12 protein-coding genes are annotated in these 23232 nt (G+C 67.6%); 9 read left to right on the top strand and 3 right to left on the bottom strand.

The features are described 5' to 3' along the window. Positions 1-13: 13 nt before the first annotated feature. The 3 genes from K5H97_RS16265 to K5H97_RS16275 all read right to left on the bottom strand — a co-directional run bounded on the left by K5H97_RS16265 (position 14) and on the right by K5H97_RS16275 (position 15565). Complete coding sequence (locus K5H97_RS16265; RefSeq protein WP_222577992.1) at positions 14-10966, bottom strand: non-ribosomal peptide synthetase; 10953 nt, start codon at positions 10964-10966, stop codon at positions 14-16. After that, positions 10963-14367 (bottom strand): non-ribosomal peptide synthetase, encoded by a 3405-nt coding sequence (locus K5H97_RS16270; RefSeq protein ID WP_028692200.1) that lies wholly within the window; start codon positions 14365-14367, stop codon positions 10963-10965. The genes K5H97_RS16265 and K5H97_RS16270 overlap by 4 nt, the downstream gene beginning before the upstream one ends. A 214-nt stretch (positions 14368-14581) precedes the next feature. After that, entirely contained in the window at positions 14582-15565 is a 984-nt protein-coding gene (locus K5H97_RS16275; RefSeq protein WP_028692199.1) for a TauD/TfdA family dioxygenase, read from the bottom strand. Between the two features lie 238 nt (positions 15566-15803). Here K5H97_RS16275 and K5H97_RS16280 point away from each other — a divergent pair, with 238 nt between their 5' ends. The 9 genes from K5H97_RS16280 to K5H97_RS16320 all read left to right on the top strand — a co-directional run bounded on the left by K5H97_RS16280 (position 15804) and on the right by K5H97_RS16320 (position 23154). After that, the gene (locus tag K5H97_RS16280) at positions 15804-16997 is read left to right on the top strand and encodes a PepSY-associated TM helix domain-containing protein (protein ID WP_028692198.1); all 1194 of its coding nucleotides are present in this window, start codon (positions 15804-15806) and stop codon (positions 16995-16997) included. Between the two features lie 114 nt (positions 16998-17111). Beyond that, positions 17112-18311, top strand: coding sequence for a PepSY-associated TM helix domain-containing protein (locus K5H97_RS16285; protein ID WP_028692197.1), 1200 nt, complete (start codon positions 17112-17114; stop codon positions 18309-18311). Beyond that, a complete protein-coding gene (locus tag K5H97_RS16290) occupies positions 18308-18844 on the top strand; it encodes a hypothetical protein (protein WP_028692196.1) in 537 nt (178 codons plus the stop codon). The genes K5H97_RS16285 and K5H97_RS16290 overlap by 4 nt, the downstream gene beginning before the upstream one ends. Further along, positions 18841-19158 (top strand): hypothetical protein, encoded by a 318-nt coding sequence (locus tag K5H97_RS16295; protein WP_028692195.1) that lies wholly within the window; start codon positions 18841-18843, stop codon positions 19156-19158. Before K5H97_RS16290 ends, K5H97_RS16295 begins: the two co-directional genes overlap by 4 nt. Then, positions 19155-19724: a DUF6162 family protein gene (locus K5H97_RS16300; protein ID WP_028692194.1), complete on the top strand. Its 570-nt coding sequence runs from the start codon at positions 19155-19157 to the stop codon at positions 19722-19724. Before K5H97_RS16295 ends, K5H97_RS16300 begins: the two co-directional genes overlap by 4 nt. 10 nt (positions 19725-19734) lie before the next feature. Then, on the top strand, positions 19735-20646 hold the full coding sequence (locus K5H97_RS16305) for a metal ABC transporter substrate-binding protein (protein WP_028692193.1): 912 nt from the start codon (positions 19735-19737) through the stop codon (positions 20644-20646). Further along, complete coding sequence (locus tag K5H97_RS16310) at positions 20643-21389, top strand: metal ABC transporter ATP-binding protein (protein ID WP_028692192.1); 747 nt, start codon at positions 20643-20645, stop codon at positions 21387-21389. The genes K5H97_RS16305 and K5H97_RS16310 overlap by 4 nt, the downstream gene beginning before the upstream one ends. Then, a complete protein-coding gene (locus K5H97_RS16315; protein ID WP_028692191.1) occupies positions 21389-22288 on the top strand; it encodes a metal ABC transporter permease in 900 nt (299 codons plus the stop codon). Before K5H97_RS16310 ends, K5H97_RS16315 begins: the two co-directional genes overlap by 1 nt. Further along, positions 22285-23154, top strand: coding sequence for a metal ABC transporter solute-binding protein, Zn/Mn family (locus K5H97_RS16320; protein ID WP_028692190.1), 870 nt, complete (start codon positions 22285-22287; stop codon positions 23152-23154). The genes K5H97_RS16315 and K5H97_RS16320 overlap by 4 nt, the downstream gene beginning before the upstream one ends. Positions 23155-23232 lie beyond the last annotated feature (78 nt).

Genomic DNA, 23232 nt, shown 5'->3' on the forward strand with positions numbered 1-23232 from the left:
TGAATGTCTCCCGCTAAGCGATCAGATTATCTATTTCCTGTGCAGTAAGACGTTTCAAGGCCTCCAGGGATTTAGTCAGTTCGTCATGGGCGTTGGCGACCTGCCCCGACTTGCGTTCGACCACCTGGCTGAAATCGCCCAGGGTGGCCTGCTCGAACAGCTCGTTCAGGCTCAGATCGACGCCCAGTTGCTCACGCACCCGGCCGATCACCTGGACGATCAGCAGCGAGTGCCCACCGAGGTCGAAGAAGTTGTCCTGCAGGCCCACCCGCTCGACGTGCAGCACCTCGGCCCAGATCACCGCCAGCTTGCGCTCCAGCTCCGTGACCGGCGCCACATGGGCTGGCTGCAGTTGGCTGGCGTCCGGCAGCGGCAGGGCCTTGCGGTCCAGCTTGCCGTTGGGGGTCTGGGGCATGCGCGCCAGGCCCACCAGGTGGCCCGGCACCATGTAGTCCGGCAGGCCGGCCTTCAGGTGCGCGCGCAGCTCGCCGCGCAGCGCTTCCACGCCTTGCTGCGCGTCGTGCAGCACCAGGTAGGCCGCCAATTGCTTGCCGGCCGCACCGTCGATATCGATCACCGCGGCCTCGCGGATCGCCGGGTGCAGCAGCAGGCGCTCCTCGATTTCGCCCAGCTCGATACGGAAGCCACGGATCTTCACCTGATGGTCCAGACGCCCGACATACTCGATCACGCCGTCGTCGCGGTAGCGGGTCAGGTCGCCGGTGCGGTACAGGCGCGCGCCCGGCTCGCTGGCGAACGGATCCGGCACGAAGCGTTCGGCGGTCAGCCCCGGACGGTTGTGGTAGCCGCGCGCCAGGCCATCGCCGCCGATCAGCAGCTCGCCGCGCGCGCCTTGCGGCAACACGTCCAGCTCGGCGCCGAGCACATGCAGGCGGGTGTTGGCCAGCGGACGGCCCAGCCATACGTCGTCGCTGGCGGTCAGGTAGTGGCAGGCCGACCAGATGGTGGTCTCGGTCGGGCCGTAGACGTTCCACACATGCCCGGCCTGGGCAATCAGGCGCTGGGCCAGCTCGGCGCTCAGCGCCTCGCCGCCACACAACACCTTCTTGCCGGCGAAGGCCCCGGGCGCCGCGGCATCCAGCAGCATGCGCCAGGTCGATGGCGTGGCCTGGACGACGCTGACCGCCTGGGCCTGGATCACCGCCAGCAAGGCCTGCGGGTCCTTGTTCACCTGCTCGCCCAGCAGCACCACGCGGGCGCCGCGCAGCAACGGCAGGTACAGCTCAAGGCCGGCAATGTCGAACGACAGCGAGGTCAGCGACAGCACCTTGTCCGAGGCATCGATGCCCGGCTGGCGCGCCATGCTGCAGAGGAAGTTGACCAGCGCGTCGTGGCGGATGGTCACGCCCTTGGGCTTGCCGGTGGAGCCGGAGGTATAGATCACGTAGGCGAGGTTGTCCGGCAGTGCCAGCTGGCGCGGGTTGTCCTCGCCGTGCTCGGCCGGCAGCGGCCGGTCCAGGCACAGGCTGTGCACCTGCGGCGGAATCGGCAGGCGCTGCAGCAGGCCGGACTGGGTCAGCAGCAGCGCGATACGGCTGTCCTCCATCATGTAGGCCAGGCGGTCCTCGGGGAACTGCGGGTCTAGCGGTACATAGGCGCCACCGGCCTTGAGCACCGCCAGCAGGCCGACCAGCATGTCCAGGCTGCGCTCCACAGCGATCCCCACCAGCACATCGGGGCCGACGCCCAGGCTGCGCAGATGATGGGCCAGGGCGTTGGCGCGACGGTTCAGTTGCTCGTAGCTCAGCGACTGCTCGCCCAGCACCGCGGCGATGGCCTGCGGCGTACGCGCGGCTTGCGCCTCGATCAACTGCTGGACGGTCTGCCCGCGAGGGTAGTCGGCGGCGCTGTCGTTCCAGGCGCGCAGGGTGCGCTCGCGCTCCTCGCGGCTCAGCAACGGCAGTTCGGCAACCCGCTGCCCGGCGTCCTGGCAGATGCCCTGCAGCAGGTTGCACCAATGCTCGGCCATGCGCGCCACGCTGGCAGCCTCGAACAGGCTGGTGGCGTAGGTCAGGGTCGCGCTCAGGCCGCCTTCGTGCTCGGCAGTGTCCAGGGTCAGGTCGAACTGCGCGGTCTGCTTGTCCGAGACCAGCCCCTGCAGGCTGAGGCCCGCCAGTTCGCGGGACTCGCCCAGCACCTGGGTCTGATGGTTGAACATTACCTGGAACAGTGGGCTATGGCTCAGGCTGCGCTCCGGCTGCAGGGCCTCGACCAGTTGCTCGAAGGGCAGCTCCTGGTGCGCCTGAGCACCCAGGGCGGTGTGCTTGACCTGTTGCAACAATTCGTCGAAGCGCAGTTGCGGCTGGAAGCGGGCATCCAGCACCAGGGTGTTGACGAAGAAGCCGATCAGCCCTTCGGTCTCGGCCCGGGTGCGGTTGGCCACCGGCACGCCGACGCGGATATCGGCCTGACCGGAATGGCGATGCAGCAAGGCCTGGAACGAAGCCAGCAGGAGCATGAACAGGGTCACGTCCTGTTGCCCGGCCAGTGCCTTGAGCTGGGCGACCAGGCCCGGTTCCAGGCTCACCTGCAGGCGAGCACCGTCGTATTGCTGCACGGCCGGGCGTGGGCGGTCGGTGGCCAGTTCGAGGATCGGCTGGGTACTGCCCAGGCGCGCTTGCCAGTAGTCCAGCTGGCGCCGTTGCTCGCCGGCCTCCATCCACTGGCGCTGCCAGGCGGCATAGTCGGCGTACTGGAACGCCAGGGCCGGCAGCTGCGGGGCCTTACCCTGCAGATGGCTTTCATAGCCGCGCACCAGTTCGTCGACCATGATCGGCATCGACCAGCCGTCAGCGACGATGTGGTGCAGGGTCAGCACCAGTACGTGTTCGTCGGCGGCCAGGCGCAGCAGGCGGGCGCGCAGCAGCGGGCCGTGCTCGAGGTTGAACGGCTCGCGCACCTGGGCCTCGACCCAGGCATGCAGCGCCGGCTCATCCAGGGCAGCCGAAACGACCTGCAGCGGAACATCGAGCGTCGGGTGCACCACCTGCTGGGCACTGTCGCCCTGCTGCCTGAAGGTAGTACGCAGGGTTTCGTGACGGGCGATCAGCGCGGCGAAGCTGCTGCGCAGGGCCTCGATGTTCAGCTCGCCCTTCAGGCGCAGGGCCGAAGGGATGTTGTAGGCGGCGCTTTCAGGCTCCAGCTGCCAGAGGAACCACTGGCGTTGTTGGGCGTAGGACAGCGGCAGCGGCTGGTTGCGGTCCACGGCAGTGAATGCCGGCGCCTGGCTGGCCGAGCCCTGGCCGGCGGCCTGGGCGAAGGCCAGAAGGTCGGCGGACTCGAACAGGCTGCGCAGCGGGACTTCCAGTGCCAGGCGCTGGCGGATGCGCGAGGTCACCTGGGTGGCCAGCAGCGAATGACCGCCGAGTTCGAAGAAGTTGTCGTGCAGGCCAACCTGCTCGACCTTCAGCACTTCGCTCCAGATCGCGGCCAGTTGTTGCTCCAGCGCCGTACGCGGGGCCACGTAGCCCTGTTGTAGCTGGCTGGCGTCGGGCTTCGGCAGGGCCTTGCGGTCCAGCTTGCCGTTGGCCGTCAGCGGCCACTGCTCCAGCACCAGGAAGTGGGTCGGGACCATGTAGTCCGGCAGGTTGGCTTTCAGGTGCTGTTTCAGCGTGTCGCGCAGGGCGGCGTGGTCGGTGGATGGGTCTTGAGCGATCAGGTAGGCCGCCAGTTGCTTGCCCCCTGCCCCGTCGATATCCAGCACCAGCACTTCGCGCACGGCGGCGTGCTCTTGCAGGCGTGCCTCGATCTCGCCCAGTTCGATACGGAAGCCTCGGATCTTCACCTGATGGTCGATCCGGCCCACGTACTCGATCACCTCCTGGCCGCGATATCGCGCCAGGTCGCCGGTGCGATACAGACGTCCACCTTCGCTGGAGAACGGGTCCGGCACGAAGCGTTCAGCAGTCAACGAGGCGCGGTTGTGGTAACCGCGTGCCAGCCCGGCATGACCGACGTGCAGCTCGCCCGTGCAACCCTTGGCCACCGGATTGAAATCGGCATCCAGTACATACATCGACAGGTCCGGAATCGCCGCACCGATCGGGCTGCCCGGCTGTTGCGTATCGGCGAAGCGGATCGGCCGGTAGGTCACATGGACCGTGGTCTCGGTGATGCCGTACATGTTGATCAGGTTGTCGCAGTCCTCGCCGAAGCGCTCGAACCACGGTTGCAGCGCGGCCACATCCAGGGCTTCGCCACCGAAGATCACATAGCGCAGTGCCAGATCATCAGCACTGTCACAGGCCACCCGCATCAGCGGCTTGAACGCCGATGGGGTCTGGTTGAGCACGGTGACACCCTGCTCCACCAGCAACTGGTGGAAGTCTTCCGGCGAACGGGTGTTTTCACGCGGCACGATCACCAGGCGACCGCCGTGCAGCAGTGCACCGAAGATCTCCCACACCGAGAAGTCGAAGGCATAGGAGTGGAACAGCGTCCACACATCCTGCGGGCCGAAGCCGAACCAGGCATCGGTGGCCTTGAACAGACGCAGCAGGTTGTGGTGCGGCAGCAGCGTGCCTTTCGGCTTGCCGGTCGAGCCCGAGGTGTAGATCACGTAGGCCAGGTTGTCCGGCTGAGTCAGGTGCTCGGGGTTTTCATCGCTGTAACCGGCCAGGTCATCTTCCAGCTTCAGGCTGCGAACCTGCGCCGGCACGGGCAGATCGGCCAGCAGATGCCCTTGAGCCAGTAGCAGTTGAATGCCGCTGTCTTCCATCATGTAGCTGAGCCGATCCTGCGGATACTCCGGATCCAGCGGTACATAGGCGCCCCCGGCCTTGAGGATCGCCAGCAGGCCGACAATCATCTCGAACCCGCGCTCCACGGCGATGCCCACCAGCACATCCGGCCCCACGCCCTGCTCGCGCAGCTTGTGCGCCAGGCGGTTGGCGCGGCGGTTGAGCTGGCCGTAGCTCAGCGATTGCCCGGCGAAGGTCACGGCGACCGCCTCAGGCGTACGTGCTGCCTGCGCCTCGATCAGCTCATGGGCACACGCCGTGCTCGGATAGCTGGCCACCACCTGCTGGTCCTCCACCGGCAGGCTAAGCCCACCCAGTGCACGCTCACCGTCAGCCGCCAACTGCGCAAGCAAGTGCTGGAAGTGCCCCGCCAACTGGTCGATGGCCTGTTCGCTGAAGCACTGGCGATCGAAACTGAAACTCGCCTCCAGGCGCTCACCTACTTGCACCACCAGGGTCAGCGGGTAGTTGGTCTGCTCCTGGTTGAGCACCTCGCCAAACAGCAGCCCCCGCGGCGCGCCCTGTTGCAGCGCCTCGGCGACCGGGTAGTTCTCGAAGACCAGAATATTGTCGAACAGCGCCTCGCCGCTCCAGCCGGCCCAGCGCTGGATCTCGTACAGCGGCGTGTGTTCGTGTTCGCGCAAGGCCAGGTTAAGCGCCTGGACCTGCTGCACCCACTCGTCAACGCGCTGCTCGGAACGTGGGCTGGCGACCACCGGCAAAGTGTTGATGAACAGCCCCAGTTGCTCCTCGACACCCGGTAACTCGGCCGGGCGTCCGGATACGGTGGCACCGAAGGTTACGCTGGCCTGGCCGGTGTAGCGCTGCAACAGCAGCAGCCAGGCCGCCTGGACCAGGGTGTTGAGGGTGACGCGCTGGTCCCGGGCGAAGTCCGCCAGCTGCCGGGTCTGCTGCGCCTCGAAACGCAGCGCCAGCGCACCATGGCCCTGCCCCTGGGCCGAGGACTTGAACGCCTGGACCAGACGGGTCGGCTCTTGCAGCTCAGCCACCTGCTCACGCCAGAAGGTTTCGCTGGCCTGCTGGTCCTGGCCTTGCAGCCACTGGATATAGTCGCGGTAACGGCTGGTCTTGGCGCCCGGCGTCACACCACTGTAGCGCTGCAGCACTTCGCCCAGCAGGCGCGAGCTGCTCCAGCCATCCATCAGAATGTGATGGCTGGTGTAGATCAGGTGATGACTGTCATCACCCGTGCGGATCAGCGTCAGGCGCAGCAGCGGGCCGCTGGCCAGGTCGAAACCGGACTGGCGCTCGGCCTGGGCCACGGCATCCGGATCCTGGGGCGGGTCGAGTTCGACGAAAGGCACCTGTACCTGACGGCGCACCACCTGCACCGGCGCCGGCAGATCCTGCGGGAAGCAGCTGCGCAGCACTTCGTGGTTGTCCACCACCGCCTGCCAGGCCGTCCGGAAACGCGCCATGTCCAGCCCGCGCACATCCACGCGCAGCTGGTTGATGTAGTTGCCCGCCGCCTGCTCGTAGAGGCTGTGGAACAGCATGCCCTGCTGCATCGGCGACAGCGGATAGAGGTCCTCGATGTCCCCGGCCACCAGCGGCAGGCCATCCAGTTGCGCCTGGGTCAGCTCGGCCAACGGGAAGTCAGACGGCGTGACGCCCTGGTGTGGCGCCTGGGCGCAGTGCTCGACCAACTCGGTGAGCACCTGCTCGTAGCGACGCGCCAGGGCCTCGATGGTCTCGGGGCGGAACACCTCGCGGCTGAAGCTCCAGTCCAGTTCCAGCTCGCCCTGGTAGACCTGACCGGTGATGCCGAGCCAGTTGCCCAGCGGGCTGTCCAGATCCTGGGTGGCGCCGCCGCCCTCGCTGGCCGGGGTGAACAGGGCGCCTTCGGCCTCGGCGAAGCTGCCGTCGAACTGGCCCAGGTAGTTGAAGGTCACCCGTGGCTGTGGCAATGCCGCCAGGCGCTCGCGCAGGTCGGGCTCGCCGAGGTAGCGCAGCACGCCGTAGCCGATGCCTTTGTTCGGCACCGCGCGCAACTGCTCCTTGATCGCGCACAGCCCCGCGCCCAGCGCCCGGGCCGGCGTCAGGCGTACCGGGAACAGGCTGCTGAACCAGCCCAGGGTACGGCTGAGGTCCAGTTCCGGGAACAGGTCCTCGCGGCCATGGCCTTCGAGCTGGATCAGGATCGACTCGTCTTCGGTCCAATCGCACAATACCCGCGCCAGAGCCGCCAACAGCAGATCGTTGACCTGGGTGCGGTAGGCAGCGGGCGCCACCTGCAGCAGTTTGCGGGTCAGCGCGGTGTCCAGACGCGACGAGGCATGGGCGACGTGACGGTTGGTCTGGGCGCCCGACGGATTGTCCCGGGGCAATTCATCGCCAGCGGCTGCGAGGCCGTCCAGCCAGTAATCGGCTTCGGCCAGCAGTTCGGGGCTGCGGGCATAGGCGCCAAGGCGCTCGGCCCAGGCCTTGAGCGAACTGCTCTTGGCCGCCAGCGTCAGCGGCTTGCCCGCGGCCAGGGCGGTGTAGGCCAGTTGCAGGTCTTCCAGCAGCACCCGCCAGGACACCCCGTCGACCACCAGGTGGTGGATCACCAGCAGCAAACGCTGCTGGCCTTCGGGCAGGTCGACCAGCAACGCCCGCAGCAGCGGCCCCTTGGCCAGGTCGAGGCTGCGCTGGGCCTGCTCGGCCAGGGCCGGCAGCTCGGCCACATCATTCAACGCGCGAACCCAAAGCATGCCCTCGGCCTTGCCGGCCTGGAACTCGGCCTGCCAGGTATCGCGCTGGGTGAAGCGCAGGCGCAGGGCGTCGTGCTGGTCGACCAAAGCCTGCAGCGCGCCCGTCAGGCAGTCGGCGCGCAGCGCCTGGGTCGGCTTGAGCAGCAGCGCCTGGTTCCAGTGCTGGCGCTCGGGAATGTCGATTTCGAAGAAACGCGCCTGGATCGGCAGCAACGCCAGCGTGCCATTGACCTGCTCGAGCGCCGCGGCCTTTTTCTCGATGCGCTTGGCCACCGCCGCCAGCTGGCCGATGGTCTGTTTCTCGAACAATTGCTTGGGGCTGAGCTTGATGCCCTGGCGCTTGGCCCGGGCGATGATCTGCAGGCTGAGGATCGAGTCGCCGCCCAGCTCGAAGAAGTTGTCGGTGCTGCCGACCTGGTCGAGCTTGAGCACCTCGGCCCAGATCGCCGCCAGGGCCTGCTCGATCTCGCCGACCGGCGCGGTGTACTGGCGCCGGGCGACACCCGGTGCCGGCAGGGCGCGCTTGTCGAGCTTGCCGTTGGCGGTCAGCGGCAGGCGCTCCAGGACCAGGATCTGCGCCGGCACCATGTAGTCCGGCAGGCGGTCCTGCAATTGCTGGCGCAAGGCTTCACCCTGCAGCCCCTGCCCCACGCACCAGCCCACCAGTTGCAGGCGGCTCTCGTCACCGTCCACCGGCTGGGCCAGGACCACCGCTTCGGCGACACCGTCCAGCCCCAGCAGCACCCGCGCCACTTCGGCCGGCTCAACGCGATAACCGCGCACCTTGACCTGGTCGTCGGCGCGGCCGATGAATTCCACCTGGCCCGAGCGGTTGCGCCGCACGCGGTCGCCGCTGCGGTACAGACGCTGGCCCGCCTGCGTCGGGTCCGGCACGAAGCGTTCGGCGGTCAGACCCGGCTGGCCCAGGTAACCCTGGGCCACGCTGGCACCGCCGATATACAGCTCGCCCGCGACCTGGTCGGCCACCGGGTTGAGCACATCATCGAGCAGCAGCACATGGGCGCCCGGCAGCGCCGTGCCCACTGGCACGGCGCGGGCCTCGGCGGCGAGGGTCGAGACCTCGTGGGTCAGCACGCCGACCGTGGTCTCGCTCGGGCCATAGTGGTTGATCAGGCGGCAGCCCGGCTTGAGCCGGCGCACCTGCTCCACCAGGGCGGGCGTGCAGGCCTCGCCACCGACGATCAGCGCCTGTTCGGGCAGCACATCGGCGGGCGTGCCGGCCTGCAGCAGCGCCGCCAGGTGGCCGGGGACGATTTTCAGCACGCCGACCCGGTGTTCGGCCATGTAGCGAGCGAAGGCGTCCGGGTCGAAGCCCAGCGCCTCGGGCAGCACGTGCAGCAAGCGCCCGCCGCACAGGGCGCCGAACAGCACGGTGTGGCCCAGGTCGGCGGCGATGGTCGAGACCAGCGCCATGCTCGCCTCCGGCGCCGGCGCCAAGCGTTCGAGCAGGCCGGCGACGTAGCTGGCCAGGGCGCCATGGCTGACCAGCACGCCCTTGGGCTGGCCGGTGGAGCCGGAGGTGTGGATCACATAGGCCGGCGATTCGGCCCACAGCGTGATGGCTGGCGCGCTGGCTGGCAGGTGCTGCCATTGTTCGGGCACATAGGCCAAGCACAGGCGATCGGCGGCGGCCAGGCTGGTCAGTCGCGCATCGCCGGCGGCGCACAACAGTACCTTGGCCTGCGCCGCGTCGAGCATCTGCCGCAGGCGCGCCTCAGGCGCCTTGGTGTCCAGCGGCATGTACACGGCGCCGGCCTTGAGAATGCCGAGCATGCCGGTCAGCCAGTCCAGCGAACGCTCCATCAGCACCGCGACCGGCTGGCCGCGGGTCACGCCCTGGCGTTGCAGGTAATGGGCCAGGCGGTTGGCGGCCTGATCGAGGGCATCGAAGCTCAGGCTGTGCTCCAGGCTGCGGGCGGCGAGCGCCTCGGGCTGCCGTTGCACCTGCTGCTGCCACTGCTCCAGCACCAGTGCCGGCGCCTCGCGCTCCGGCGCCTGCCCGACACGCAGCGGCGCGGCCAGGCGATGCAGCGGCAGTTGCGGCGCGTCGAGCAACTGGCCCAGCAGCTCGATGAACGCCGGAATGAACGCCTCCACCGTGGAACGCTGGTAGAGGTCGCTGGCGAAGGTCATCTCGCCATGGATCAGCTGGCCGTCGTCGGTGATGTCCAGCGCCAGGTCGAAGTGGGTGCCGACCTTGTCCAGCGGGTACTCGGCGACGCTCAGACCCGGCAGGGCCAGCGAGCGCTGGCGTTGCATGCCGACGTTCTGGTTGAACTTGACCTGGAACAGCGGGTTGTGGCCCAGGTTGCGCTCCGGCACCAGCGCGTCCACCAGTTGCTCGAACGGCAGTTCCTGGTGCGCCTGGGCACCGAGCACCGCTTCGCGCACCTGGGCCAGCAGGTCGTCGAAGCTCAGGCGCTCGTCCACCTGGCAGCGTAGCACCTGGGTGTTGACGAAGAAGCCGATCAGCCCCTCGACCTCGGCGCGGCCGCGGTTGGCGTTGGGCACGCCGATGCGGATATCGCGCTGCCCGGCCTGGCGCGAGAGGAACAGCGAGAAGCCCGCCAGCACCAGCATGAACAGGGTCATGCCCTGGGCGCGGGCGTAGCCGCCCAGGCGTCGGGAAAGCTCGGCACCGAAGTCGAAGCTCAAGGTCTGGCCGTCGAAGCTCTGGGTCAACGGGCGGGCAAAATCAGCGGCCACTTCGAGCAGCGGCTGCTCCTGGCCCAACTGCTGGCGCCAGTAGTCGAGCTGGCGCTCGCCCTCCCCGGCCTCCAGCCAGCTGCGCTGCCAGATCGCATAGTCGGCGTACTGCACCTCCAGCGCCGGCAGATGCGGCGCCTGGCCCTGGCTGAAGGCCTGGTAGCTGTGCACGAACTCCTTGACCATCACGTCCATCGACCAGCCGTCGGAGACGATGTGATGCATGCTCACCAGCAGCACGTAGTCTTCAGCCGCCAGCCGGTACAGGCTGGCACGCAGCAGCGGCCCGTGCAGCAGGTCGAAGGGTTGGTGGCTGGCCTCGCGCACCTGCGCGGCCAGCTCGGCCTCGCGCCGCTCACTGGCGACCTGGGTGAGATCGACCTGCTCCAGCGGCACGACCTGGGTTTCGAGGATTACCTGGCGCGGCTGTTCGCCATCGACCTGGAACACCGTGCGCAGCGCCTCGTGGCGTGCCACCAGGTGCTCGAACGAGCGCCGCAGGGCCGCCACGTCGAGCCGGCCGCTCAGGCGCAGACCGGCGGCCATGTTGTAGGCCGCGCTGTGCGGTTCCAACTGCCAGAGGAACAGCAGGCGCTGCTGGGCGAAGGACAGGGGGATGCTGGCGAAGTCGTGACGCGACTCGACCACCGGCAACAGGCTGAAGTCCTTGCCGTCCTCGCGCAGCTTGGCGAGGAACTGCCGGCGCTGCGCCAGGGGCAGGCTGACGAACCGTTTCGCAATGCGTACCGCCATGTTGCCACTCATGCCTCAACCCCTTCCAACGAACTCATGAACGCATCCATATCCGACCAGTCGTCATCCTTATCGCCACCCTCCAGGCGGCCCAGCTCGGCGGCCAGGTCGCCCAGCGCCGGGTGTTCGAACAAGCTGCGCAACGGCAGCACCAGGCCCAGCTGGTCCTTGATCCGCGCCAACACCTGGGCGGCCAGCAACGAGTGCCCGCCCAGCTCGAAGAAGTGATCGTCCAGGCCAACCTTGGCCACGCCCAGCACCTGCATCCAGATCTGCGCCAGCTGCTGCTCGGTGGCGCTCTGCGGCGCCCGATACTCAGCCTGCAACGCGCTCGGGTCCGGTACCGGCAGGGCCTTGCGGTCCAGCTTGCCGCTGGGCGTCAGGGGCAGGCGCGGCAACAGCAGCAGGTGGCCGGGCACCATGTATTCGGGCAGGCGGGCCTTGAGCAGGCTGCGCACCTGCTGGCGGAAACGCGCCTGTTCGGCGGCATCCTGTTCGGCGGCGTCGGGCACCACATAGGCGACCAGTTGCAGGCCACCGGTCATCGGCAGGGCCAGCACCACCGCCTCACGCACGCCCGGGCACTGCTGCAGGCGCGCCTCGATCTCGCCAAGCTCGATGCGGAAGCCCCGCACCTTGACCTGGTGATCGACACGGCCGATGTACTCGATGGCGCCGTCGGCGCCCAGGCGCGCGCGGTCGCCGGTGCGGTACAGGCGCTCGCCATGGGCGAACGGGTCGGCGACGAAGCGCTGGGCGCTCAGCGCCGGCTGGCCATGGTAGCCGCGAGCCAGGCCCGGGCCACCGATGTACAGCTCGCCCACGGCGCCCTGCGGCAGCAGTTCGAGGTCATCGTCGAGGATGTACAACCGACGCTGCGCCAGGCCCTGGCCGATGGGGATACCGCGCCAGGACACCGCCTCGTGGCCGAGCCCGGTGCAGTCGTGGATGGTCGAGACCACCGTGGCCTCGGTCGGGCCATAGGTGTTGAGCAGGCGCACATGGCCCAGCCCGGCCAGTTGCCACAGGCGCAACCCGTCCACCGCCATCGCCTCGCCGCCGACGTGGATCTGGCGCAGCGCGCCGTAGTTGGCCGGCGGACGCGCCGCGAAGTCCTGTACCAGCCAGTACCAGTACGCGGCCGGCAGGTCGGCCAGGGTCACGCCGTGGCTGACCAGCACCTCGTGCAGGGCGGCGCTGTCCCACAGGCGGGTATCGCGCAGCACCACGCAGGCACCGTGGCACAGCGGCGGGAAGAACTGCTCGACGAAGCCGTCGAAGCTGCTGGTGGCGAACTGCAGGACACGGTCGCCTTCGCGCAGGTCGCTGTAGTCGATGGCGCGGGCGATGAACTCGCTCAGGGCGCCGTGGCTGATGGCCACGCCCTTGGGCCGGCCGGTGGAGCCGGAGGTGTAGATCACATAGGCCAGGTTGTCGTGCGTGACGGTAAGCGCCAGGTCGTCCGCCGGTACGTCGTCCAGCGCCAGCTGGTCCAGGCACAGGCAGCGCAGCCCATCCTGCGCCGGCAGGCCGGGCAACTGGGCGGTGGTGGTCAGCAGCCATTGCAGGCCGCTGTCCTCGAAGACATGGCCCAGGCGTTCGGCCGGAGCCTGCAGGTCCAGCGGCACATAGGCGCCACCGGCCTTGAGCACGGCGAGCAGGGCCACGGCCAGGTCCAGCGAGCGGTCCAGGGCCACGCCCACCAGCACATCGGGGCCGACGCCCTGGTGGCGCAGGTGGCGGGCCAGGCGATTGCTGCGGGCGTTGAGTTCGGCGTAACTCATCGACGGCGCCGCAGCGCCGTCGGCCAGGATCAGCGCCAGCGCCTCGCCGCTGCGGGCGGCCTGGGCTTCGAACAGGCGCTGCACCGGCACCCGCGGCGACACTTCGGACACCGGGCACAGCAGCGCCTGGCGCTCGGCCTCGGCCAGCAGCGGCAACTCGCCCAGGCGCTGGCGCGGCGCCTGGCAGACCGCGCGCAGCAGGTTGCGCCAGTGCCCGGCCAGGACGGCGATGGTGGTTTCGTCGAAGAGGTCGGTGGCATAGGTGAAGGCGGCGAACAATTGCTCGCCCTCTTCCCGCGTATCGAGCATCAGGTCGCTGGTGGCGGCATGCTGGCGATGGCTGCCGGCCAACTGCTCGGCGCTCAGGTAGCCCACGCGCAGACCGCAGTCCAGGCGCACGTCATTGAGGTCGGTAACCAGCGGCTGGTGGTTGAACATCACCTGGAACAGTGGCGTATGGCTCTGGCTGCGTTGGGGCTGCAGGGCCTCGATCAGCGCGTCGAACGGCAGGTCCTGGTGCGCCTGGGCACCGACCGAAGCCTGGTGCAGGCTGCGCAGCAGGTCGCTGAAAGGCGTCTGCGCGGTGAACTGGCTGCGCAGCACCTGGGTATTGACGAAGAAGCCGACCAGCCCTTCGGTTTCGCTGCGGTTGCGGTTGGCGATCAGGCCGCCGACACGAATGTCGGTCTGGCCGCTGTAGCGGTACAGCAGGGTCTTGAACACCGCCAGCAGCACCGTGGACAGGGTCACGCCGTGCTGCTGGGCCAGCTGCTTCAGGTCCTCGCGCAGGCCCGCGTCGAGCGTCAGCTCCAGGCGCTCGCCGAGGTGGCTGGGCTGGGCCGGGTAAGGCCGGTCGGTCGGCAGCTCCAGCAACGGGTGCTCGTCACCCAGCTGCTCGCGCCAGTAGTCCAGCTGGCGCTCGCGCTCGCCGGCCTCCAGCCAACTGCGCTGCCACAGCGCATAGTCGCGGTAGTGCACCTTGAGCTCCGCCAGCTGCGGCTCGCGCCCCGCCACCAGGGCGTCGTAGCTGCGCATGAACTCGTCGATCAGGATGTTCATCGACCAGCCGTCGGCGATGATGTGGTGCAGGGTCAGCAGCAGCACGTGCTCCTGAGGCGCCAGGCGCAACAGGGCGATGCCGAACAGCGGCCCGCCTTCGAGGTCGAAGGCCTGGGTGGCCTGGGCCGCCATCTGCTGGTGCGCGCGCTCCCAGCGCGTGGTCTCAGGCAGGTCGGCCAGGTCGAACAGCTGGATGCTCACCGGCGCCGGTTCCGCCACCTGCTGCAACGCCCGCTCGCCGTCCTGGGCGAAGGTGGTGCGCAGGCATTCGTGGCGGGCGACCAGCAGGCTGAACGCCCGCTCCAGCGCCTCGACCTGCAGCTCGCCGTCGAGGCGCACGGCCATCGGCAGGTTGTAGGCGGCGCTGTGGGGCTCCAGCTGCCAGAGGAACCACATGCGCTGCTGGGCGTAGGACAGGCCGTCGCGCTCGCTCAGGCCGACACAGGACGACATGGGCAGCTGCGCGAAATCAATGCCCTCGCGTCGCATCCCTTCGAGGAACAAGCGGCGCTTGTCCAGGGGCAACTCGATGAAACGGCGGGAAAGTTTCTGGGCGTCTGCGGCATTCATGTGTGAGGTCCTTGCTGGTCGGCGGCGCGACCGGAAGGTCCGGGCGCATCAACAAGAACGAATGGGCGCAGGGATGATTTAGCGGCAGGCGTTCTACGCTGGCGCCCCGGGGGCGCTGCGCGCCCCTTTCGCGACGCAAGGCCGCTCCCACAAGAATTCGCGCCGGCCTGCCGGAACACGAAAGGGCTGCGCAGCAGCCCTGGGGATCGGCAAATCAGGCCTGGCCCAGCGAATGCCCCTCGGCCATTGCCACGATCACCTTGCGCGGGCCTTCGAACGGCGCGCGGGCATGGGCGGCGAGCATGTTGTCGAGCATCATCACGTCGCCCTCCTGCCAGGGGAAGCTGATCTTGCAGTCCTCCAGCACCTGACGGATCTCGTCGAGCACCTCGTCCTCGATGGGCGAACCGTCACCGTAGTAGACGTTACGCGGCAGGTCTTCCTCGTCGACGATGTCCAGCAGGCTCTCGCGCACGTCGGCCGGCAGGTTGGAGATGTGGAACAGGTGCGCCTGGTTGAACCAGACCATGTCGCCGGTCACCGGGTGCCGTGCCACCGCCTGGCACACCTGGCGGGTACGCAGCTCGCCGTCATCCTTCCACTCGCAGGTGATGCCATGGGCCCTGCAGTAGGCCTCGACCTCCTCCTGGTCCTCGGTGTTGAACACCTGCTCCCAGGACACGTCCAAACCGTTGCCGAAGTTGCGCACGTACATCAGGCCCTTGCTGACGAAGCGCTCGCGGATATGCGCCGGCACGCGACGATAGACCTCGCGACTGTCGGCGATCGGCGTCTCGCCACCACTGCGGGCGGCAATCATGCTGTAGAACCAGATCTTCATCGGCCAGTCGCGGGAGTAGGCCTGCTCGTTGTGCAGCGGAATATGCTGGTGCGCCGGGTACTCGGTGGAGGTGTAGACCCCCTGGGTAACGTTGGTACGCGGTGTCGAGCCGAACTCGTAGTTGAGCAACGGATGACCGAAGCTGGCGGCGAACTGACGGAACTGCTCGGCGCCCTCCAGGCGGAATCCACGAAACAGGATGCCACCGTCGCGCGGCAGGTGTTCATCCACCAGCGCCTTGAGCTCGTCGAACACCTCCAACAGGTGGGTGTCGTCGTCACCCGCCTCCACCAGCAACGGCAAACGTCCCTGCTCCGGCAATAGCGGACGCACTGTAAATCCCACAGCAACACCCATGACGGGCCTCCTGTACACATTCGATGAAAGGGACCGGCGGCCCGTGGGCACGCTCGCGTCCGGTGATAGGAGGACGTTTCGAAGCGCGGGCAAATTAGTCGACCGTTCCCACACCCCGCAGGACTCCCTGGAAACACTTGCTTGCAATTGGCTCATCAGGTTTTGCCCTGCTCATGCGTCTCTTTCTGATACGGCCGGGCTTTTGCCCCTGAACTTCGCCATTGACACTGCGTACCCCATGTCGAAAAAGTCACGCTCGAAAATCTGGTTCCTCGTGCACAGCTGGCTGGCCCTGCCCATCTGGTTCTTCGTGCTGATCGTCTGCGTCACCGGCACCCTGGCGGTGATCAGCCGCGAGATCGTCTGGCTGGCCAACCCGGAAACCCGTGCCAACCCGCCTTCGGACGAGGCCCGGCGGCTTAACTACGACGAACTGCTGGTGGCCATGCAGCGCGATCAGCCCGGTATCGCCGTGGCCAGCCTGATGACCCTGAGCGAAGCGCACTTCGCCATGCTGTCGGACGTCACCTACCCCGACGGCCGCACGGTACGGGTCTACGTCAACCCCTACACCGGGCATATCCAGGGCGTCACCCCGTCGTTCAACTTCGAGGAGTTCACCCGCGCCCTGCACGGCTGGTGGCTGGTGCCACACACCAACGGCTACAGCTGGGGCTGGTACCTGGTGTCACTGCTCGGCCTGCCGATGCTGGCCTCGCTGGTCACCGGGCTGGTGATCTACAAGCGGTTCTGGAAAGGTTTCTTCAAGCCGACCCTGCGCTTCAACCAAGGCGCGCGGATCTTCTGGGGCGATTTCCACCGCCTGAGCGGTATCTGGTCGATCTGGTTCATCGCGGTGATCTCCATCACCGGCGTCTGGTTCCTGATCAAGGCCTTGCTCGCCGACAACCACATCTCCATCTCCAGCGAGCCGATCGTGCCGGTGATCGCCCGGGAAAAGGTGCCACTGACCGCCGACGGCAGCCCGACGCCGATGATCAGCCCGGACGAGGCCGTGCGCATCACCCAGCGCGAGATCCCCGGCTTCGACGTCGACTATGTCGGTTTCCCCAGCAATGCCTACGCCCACCTGAGCATCGGCGGCATCAGCTGGTATCCGCTGATGTACCAGAAGGCCGAGATCAACCCCTACACCGGCGAGGTGGACGCCACGCGCCTGCTCGCCGACCGCAAGCCCCTGGAGTTCGTCACCGAGTCCATGCGCCCGCTGCACACCGGCGACTTCGGCGGCCTGCCGGTCAAGCTGATCTGGTTCTTCTTCGGCCTGTTGCTGAGCATGATGGTGCTCAGTGGCCTGCTGATCTGGAGCAAACGCACCGCCCTGGCCACCGCCAACGCACTCAAGCGCAGCCAGAAGCAGGCGCGGGTGGTCAAGGCGCCGGTTTCAACGGAGGTCACGTCCAGCCCTTGAAACATTTTCTTTCATTTGCCTTGGCAGCTTTCTGATTCTCATTCGTCCTTACTGATGCAGCCTTCCAGGTTGAGCACAGACTCGACCGTATTTTTATATGCAGAAGACCGAGCGATGGCCCGACAATCGAGAAAGAAATCCAATTCCAAGCTGTGGTTTTTGGTCCACAGCTGGCTTGCCCTGCCGATCTGGTTCTTCGTCCTGATCGTCTGCTTCACCGGCATGCTCGCGGTGGTCAGCCAGGAGATCGTCTGGCTGGCCAACGCCGATGTGCGCGCCAGCAAGCCCGACGACGACAGCCAGCGCCTGAGCTACCAGCAGGTGCTCGACGCCATGCACAAGGCCGAACCGGACCTGGCGGTGCGCTTTTTCAGCCAGCCGGACGGTTCGCACTTCGCCCTGCAGGCCTCGGTGACCCGCGCCGACGGCACCAACGCACTGCTCTACGTCAACCCCTACTCCGGGGCTATCCAGGGCCAGCGCCCGGACTTCGACTTCGAAGCGTTCACCCGCGCCCTGCACGGCTGGTGGCTGGTGCCCTTCACCAACGGCTACAGCTGGGGCTGGTACCTGGTGTCTCTGCTCGGGCTGCCGATGCTCGCCTCGCTGGTCACCGGGCTGGTGGTGTACAAGAAGTTCTGGCGTGGTTTCTTCAAGCCCCTGCGCACCGGCCACGGCCCACGGATCTTCTGGGGCGACGTGCACCGGTTGGCCGGCGTGTGGTCGATCTGGTTCATTGCGGTAATTGCCATCACCGGTACCTGGTTCCTGATCCAGGCGATTCTCGCCGACAACCACGTGACGATTTCCAGCGAGCCGATCGTGCCGGTGATCGCCCGCGAACAGGTGCCACAGACCGCCGACGGCGGCCCCGCGCCGCGTATCGACCTGGACCAGGCGGCACGCATCGCCAACCAGAAGATCCCCGGCCTGGACATCAGCTTCATCTCGCTGCCGGCCACCGCCTACAGTCACTACAGCATGGGCGGGCGCGGCTGGTACCCGCTGATGTTCCAGACCGCCGAGGTCAACCCCTACACGTCCAACGTCGACAGCCAGTTCCTGCTCCGCGACCGCTCCACCCTGGAGTTCGTCACCGAATCCATGCGCCCGCTGCATACCGGTGACTTCGGTGGCCTGGCGATCAAGCTGATCTGGTTCTTCTTCGGCCTGGTCCTGACCCTGATGGTGTTCAGCGGCCTGCTGATCTGGACCAAACGCACCACCCAGGCCACCCTCGCCGCCCTCAAGCGCGGCGAGCGTCCGCGCTCACGCGCCACGGCCAGCCCAACCACCCTGGAGGCCCAACCTTGAGCCAGACCGACACCCTGCCGCCAAGCGGCCCGAAGCAGCTGTGGCTGAAATGGCGCTTCCATTTGAACATCCTGCTGATCCTCATTCCCCTGGGCTTCATGCCCAAGTACTTCGCCGACGCCAGCCTGTTCCGCGGCGACAGCGGCCTGGGTGCCAATATCGTCAAGGATCTCAAGGTCGGGCGCTGGACCCTGGACCTGGCCGAACTGCGTGACGAAGCCCCACGCGCCGAGGGCCCGGCCGGCTACTTCAAGGCCTTCAACGCCGCCTGCACGAGCTGCGACGAAGGCGTCAAGGCCATCTACCTGCGGGTGGGCAAGCCGCGCAGCCTGCGTGCCGCCGGCACGATTTTCTTCGGCGCGCCGGCGCGCATGGGCACCGCGCTGCCGATCCCGCCGCGCACCCGCCCCGACGCCGACATCTGGATCACCATCGAAGGCTGGGACGGCAAGATGTACCAGGCCTCGGTGCCACTGGCCAAGGCATCCCCCGCCACCGCGGCCTGGCTCGAGAAACAAGGAGGCAACAAATGAAACAGCTGATGCGCAGGCTCGCCCTGCCCCTCTTGGCCCTGGCCGCCACCCCGGCGCTGGCGCACAACCCGATGTGCGAGTGCACCGAACACGGCGAACAGATCACCTGCAAGGGTGGCTTCTCCGACGGCAGCGGCGCTCCCGGCGTGACTCTGGACGTGATCGGCTACGACGAGCAGGTGCTGGTGGCGAGCAAGCTCGGCGACGACTCGACCCTGACCTTCAAGCGCCCCGACGGTGAGTTCTACGTGCTGTTCGATGCCGGCCCCGGCCATGTGGTGGAAGTCGACCACGCCGACATCGGTGCGCCATGAGTCGCGCCCAGGTGGTGCGCCCGGCCGGCGCCGGGCACGAGACCCTCTACGTGCTGTTGGCCGCGCTGCTGATCGTGGTGCTGGCCGCCAGCGTGGTGGCCGCGCGCGGCGAGCGCGAGGATGAACAGGCCATCGCCGCCCACCAGCTCGACGCCCGTCGCGACCTCAATGCCGCCGAACAGGGCATCCACACCGACCTGTGGGTGGCCGTCGAGGAGATCCGTGCCCTGCGCGAGGATAACGGCACCGCCCCGGATGCACAGGCCCTGGCCGACGAGGGACTGCCGCCGTTCGTCAGCGACGCCAGCAGTCAGAGCCGCGGCAGCCACCAGTGGTCGCTGCTGGCCAACGGCGCCTACCTGGGCCGCAGCCAGGACGCCCAGGTGGCAGGCAGTTTCCTGGTGATCCTGCCCGCCGCCAGCGATGCCCAGCCGGATGTCTGGTTGCGCCGCGACAGCACCGCCCTACCCCCCGACGCGCTGGACAGCGACGCACTGATCGCCGCCGGCTGGCAACAGATCGTCACCCACTACGACGCCGGGGTCACCCGTCAACACCGTCACTAAGGACCTGCCCATGCTCCGCTTCGCCCGCCGCACCCTGGCGCTGCTCCTGGCCTGCGCCCTGCCCGCCGTGGCCCTCGCCGACAATGGCAAGCCACTGCGCATCGGCATCACCCTGCACCCCTACTACAGCTACGTGAGCAACATCGTCGGCGACAAGGCCGAGGTGGTGCCGCTGATCCCGGCCGGCTTCAACCCCCATGCCTACGAGCCCCGCGCCGAGGACATCAAGCGCATCGGCAGCCTCGATGTGATCGTGCTCAACGGTGTCGGCCACGACGACTTCGCCGACCGCATGATCGCCGCCAGCGAAAAACCCGATATCAAGACCATCGAGTCCAATGCCAACGTGCCGCTGCTGGCGGCCACCGGCATCGCCGCCCGCGGCGCCGGCAAAGTGGTCAACCCGCATACCTTCCTGTCGATCAGCGCCACCATCGCCCAGGTCAACAACATCGCCCGCGAGCTGGGCAAGCTCGACCCGGACAACGCCAAGTTCTACACGCAGAACGCCCGGGCCTACGCCAAGCGTCTGCGTGCTCTGCGCGCCGAGGCCCTGGCCAAGGTCACCCAGGCGCCGGACGCGACCTTCCGCGTGGCCACCATCCACGCCGCCTACGACTACCTGGTGCGCGACTTCGGCCTCGAGGTCACCGCGGTGGTGGAACCGGCCCACGGCATCGAACCGAGCCCAGCACAGCTGAAGAAGACCATCGACCAGCTCAAGGCCCTGGATGTGAAGGTGATCTTCTCGGAGATGGACTTCCCGTCAGCGTACGTCGACACCATCCATCGCGAGTCCGGCGTGCGCATCTACCCGCTCACGCACATCTCCTACGGCGACTACACCCAGGAAAAGTACGAGGTGGAGATGAAGCGCAACCTCGACACGGTGGTCCAGGCCATCCAGGAGAACCGCACGTGACCGCCGCCGCCAACCTCACAACCGCCAGCGGGCCACGCATCGAGTTCGACGGCATCGACCTCACCCTGGGCCGCACGCGCATTCTCGAGAACGTGCGCTTCAGCGTCGCCCCCGGCAGCGTGCACGCCATCGTCGGCCCCAACGGCGGCGGCAAGAGTTCGCTGATCAAGACCCTGCTCGGGCAGATGCCGCACCAGGGCCAGCTGACCCTGCACTGGCCCGGTGAGCGTGAAGTGATCGGCTACGTGCCCCAGGCTCTGGAATTCGACCGCGGCCTGCCGATGACCGTGGACGACTTCATGGCCGCCATGTGCCAGCGCCGCCCGGCGTTCCTCGGCCTGTCACGGCGCGTACGCCCGGCGATCGACGCGGCGCTGGCGCGGGTGGGCATGCTCGACAAGCGCAAGCGGCGCATGGGCGCGCTGTCCGGCGGCGAGCGCCAGCGCGTGCTGCTGGCCCAGGGGCTGATCCCCGAGCCACAGCTGCTGGTGCTGGACGAGCCGATGTCGGCCCTCGACGAGGCCGGCATCCAGGTGTTCGAGCAACTGTTGCACGGCTGGCGCCAGGCCGGCACCACCGTGCTGTGGATCGAGCACGACCTGGAAGCGGTGCTGCGCCTGGCCGACCGGGTCACCGGGCTGAGCCGCCAGGTGCTGTTCGACGCCCCGCCGGCCCAGGCCCTGACCCCCGAGCGCCTGCTCGGGCTGTTCTCCGTCCACCCGCGCAGCGAGAGCCTTGCCTGATGAGTTTCGAATCGTTCCGCCAACTGGTCCAGGACTGGGCCACCGCTGGTTACCTACCGGAAGCCCTGGCCTACGGTTTCGTGGTCAACGCCCTGCTGGCGGGCCTGATGATCGGCCCGGTGCTGGGCGGGCTGGGCACCCTGGTGGTGGTCAAGCGCTTCGCCTTCTTCTCCGAGGCGGTCGGCCATGCCGCGCTGACCGGCGTGGCCATCGGCATCCTGCTCGGCGAGCCCTACACCGGCCCGTACGGCAGCCTGTTCGGCTACTGCCTGCTGTTCGGCATCCTGCTCAATTTCCTGCGCAACCGCACCGGATTGTCCCCGGACACGCTGATCGGCGTGTTCCTCTCGGTGTCGCTGGCCCTGGGCGCGAGTTTGCTGCTGATGCTGGCCGGCAAGATCAACGTGCACATCCTCGAGAACGTACTGTTTGGCTCGGTGCTCACCGTCAGCGCCCATGATCTGCTGGTGCTGGGCATCGTCGCCGTGCTGGTGCTGGCCTTGGCCCTGCCGCTGTACAACCGCATCATGCTGGCCAGTTTCAACCCGCAGCTGGCGGCGGTGCGCGGGGTGGCGGTGAAGACCCTCGACTACCTGTTCGTGGTGCTGGTGACCCTGGTCACCGTGGCCTCGGTGAAGGTGATCGGCGCGATCCTGGTCGGTGCCCTGCTGGTGATCCCGGCGGCGGCGGCGCGGCTGGTCAGCCAGTCGCTCAAGGGCTTCTTCTTCGTCTCGGTGATCATCGCCACCCTGAGCACCCTGCTCGGCATCCTGCTGCCGATCGTCTTTGACCTGCCAGTGCCCTCGGGCGCGGCGATCATCCTGGTCGCCGGGATCTGCTTCGCCCTCGCGGCCCTGGCCCGCGCCCTCGTCCCCCGCCTGCAAGGAAACCCGGCATGACCCTGAACAAACTGCCCCTGGTCCTGGTCCTGAGTGGCCTGCCACTGCTGGCCAGTGCCACCGAAGTGCTGACCACCCTGCCGGTGACCCACAGCCTGGCCAGTGTATTGCTCGACGGCACCTCGGTGCAGCTCAAGCGCGCCGCCCCGGCCAACCTGCCAGCCAGCCGCCAGCCCTCGTACTTCAGTGGCCGTGGCGGCGCCAGCCTGCAGAAGGTGGCGCTGAAAGCCGACGCGGTGATCGGCGTGCGCTCGATCTGGCGTGACGATCCGCTCTACCCCATGGCCCGACGCAGCAATATCCGCATCGTCGAGATCGATGCCGCGCGTCCGGTGGACGGTGCCCTGCCCGGCATTGCGGTCAAGGGCGACGAGGCCTTCGCTGCCTACCCCTGGCTGAACCCGACCAACCTGGGGCGCATGGCCGATGTCGTCGCCAACGACCTGGAGCGCCTCTCGCCAACAGACAAGGCCAAGATCCAGGGCAACCTCGCCGGCCTCAAACGACAGATGCTGGAGCTGACCGCCAGCAGCCAGACACGCCTGGCCGAGGTCGACAACCTGACCGTGGTCAGCCTGTCCGAGCGCCTGGGCTACCTGGCCAGCGGGTTGAACCTGGATATGGTCGAACAGCCGCTGCCAGCCGACGGCAAGTGGGACGAAGCCGCGCTCAAGGCACTGGGGGAAAACCTCAAGGCGCAGGATGTGGCCCTGGTGCTGCACCATCGCCAGCCAGACGCAAAGGTGGCCGAGGCGATCGCCGCTTCCGGGGCGAAGTTGCTGGTGGTGGACAGCGATCCGGACGACACCGTGGCGGGGCTCAAGGCCAGCGTCGAGCAGGTGGTCAAGGCGCTGGGCGACAGTTGAACGCCTCTGTAGGAGCAGCCTTGCGTCGCGAAAGGGCTGCGCAGCAGCCCCAGCAATGTTGATGGTGGCTTAGAACCT

The sequence above is a fragment of the Pseudomonas mosselii genome, from assembly GCF_019823065.1.
In the GTDB taxonomy this organism is placed as follows: domain Bacteria; phylum Pseudomonadota; class Gammaproteobacteria; order Pseudomonadales; family Pseudomonadaceae; genus Aquipseudomonas; species Aquipseudomonas mosselii.

What these genes read in the sequence shown, in the direction of transcription:
- K5H97_RS16265 (WP_222577992.1), bottom strand. Translation starts at nt 10,966, where the DNA reads ATGAGTGGCAACATGGCGGTACGCATTGCGAAACGGTTCGTCAGCCTG.
- K5H97_RS16270 (WP_028692200.1), bottom strand. Translation starts at nt 14,367, where the DNA reads ATGAATGCCGCAGACGCCCAGAAACTTTCCCGCCGTTTCATCGAGTTG.
- K5H97_RS16275 (WP_028692199.1), bottom strand. Translation starts at nt 15,565, where the DNA reads ATGGGTGTTGCTGTGGGATTTACAGTGCGTCCGCTATTGCCGGAGCAG.
- K5H97_RS16280 (WP_028692198.1), top strand. Translation starts at nt 15,804, where the DNA reads ATGTCGAAAAAGTCACGCTCGAAAATCTGGTTCCTCGTGCACAGCTGG.
- K5H97_RS16285 (WP_028692197.1), top strand. Translation starts at nt 17,112, where the DNA reads ATGGCCCGACAATCGAGAAAGAAATCCAATTCCAAGCTGTGGTTTTTG.
- K5H97_RS16295 (WP_028692195.1), top strand. Translation starts at nt 18,841, where the DNA reads ATGAAACAGCTGATGCGCAGGCTCGCCCTGCCCCTCTTGGCCCTGGCC.
- K5H97_RS16300 (WP_028692194.1), top strand. Translation starts at nt 19,155, where the DNA reads ATGAGTCGCGCCCAGGTGGTGCGCCCGGCCGGCGCCGGGCACGAGACC.
- K5H97_RS16305 (WP_028692193.1), top strand. Translation starts at nt 19,735, where the DNA reads ATGCTCCGCTTCGCCCGCCGCACCCTGGCGCTGCTCCTGGCCTGCGCC.
- K5H97_RS16315 (WP_028692191.1), top strand. Translation starts at nt 21,389, where the DNA reads ATGAGTTTCGAATCGTTCCGCCAACTGGTCCAGGACTGGGCCACCGCT.
- K5H97_RS16320 (WP_028692190.1), top strand. Translation starts at nt 22,285, where the DNA reads ATGACCCTGAACAAACTGCCCCTGGTCCTGGTCCTGAGTGGCCTGCCA.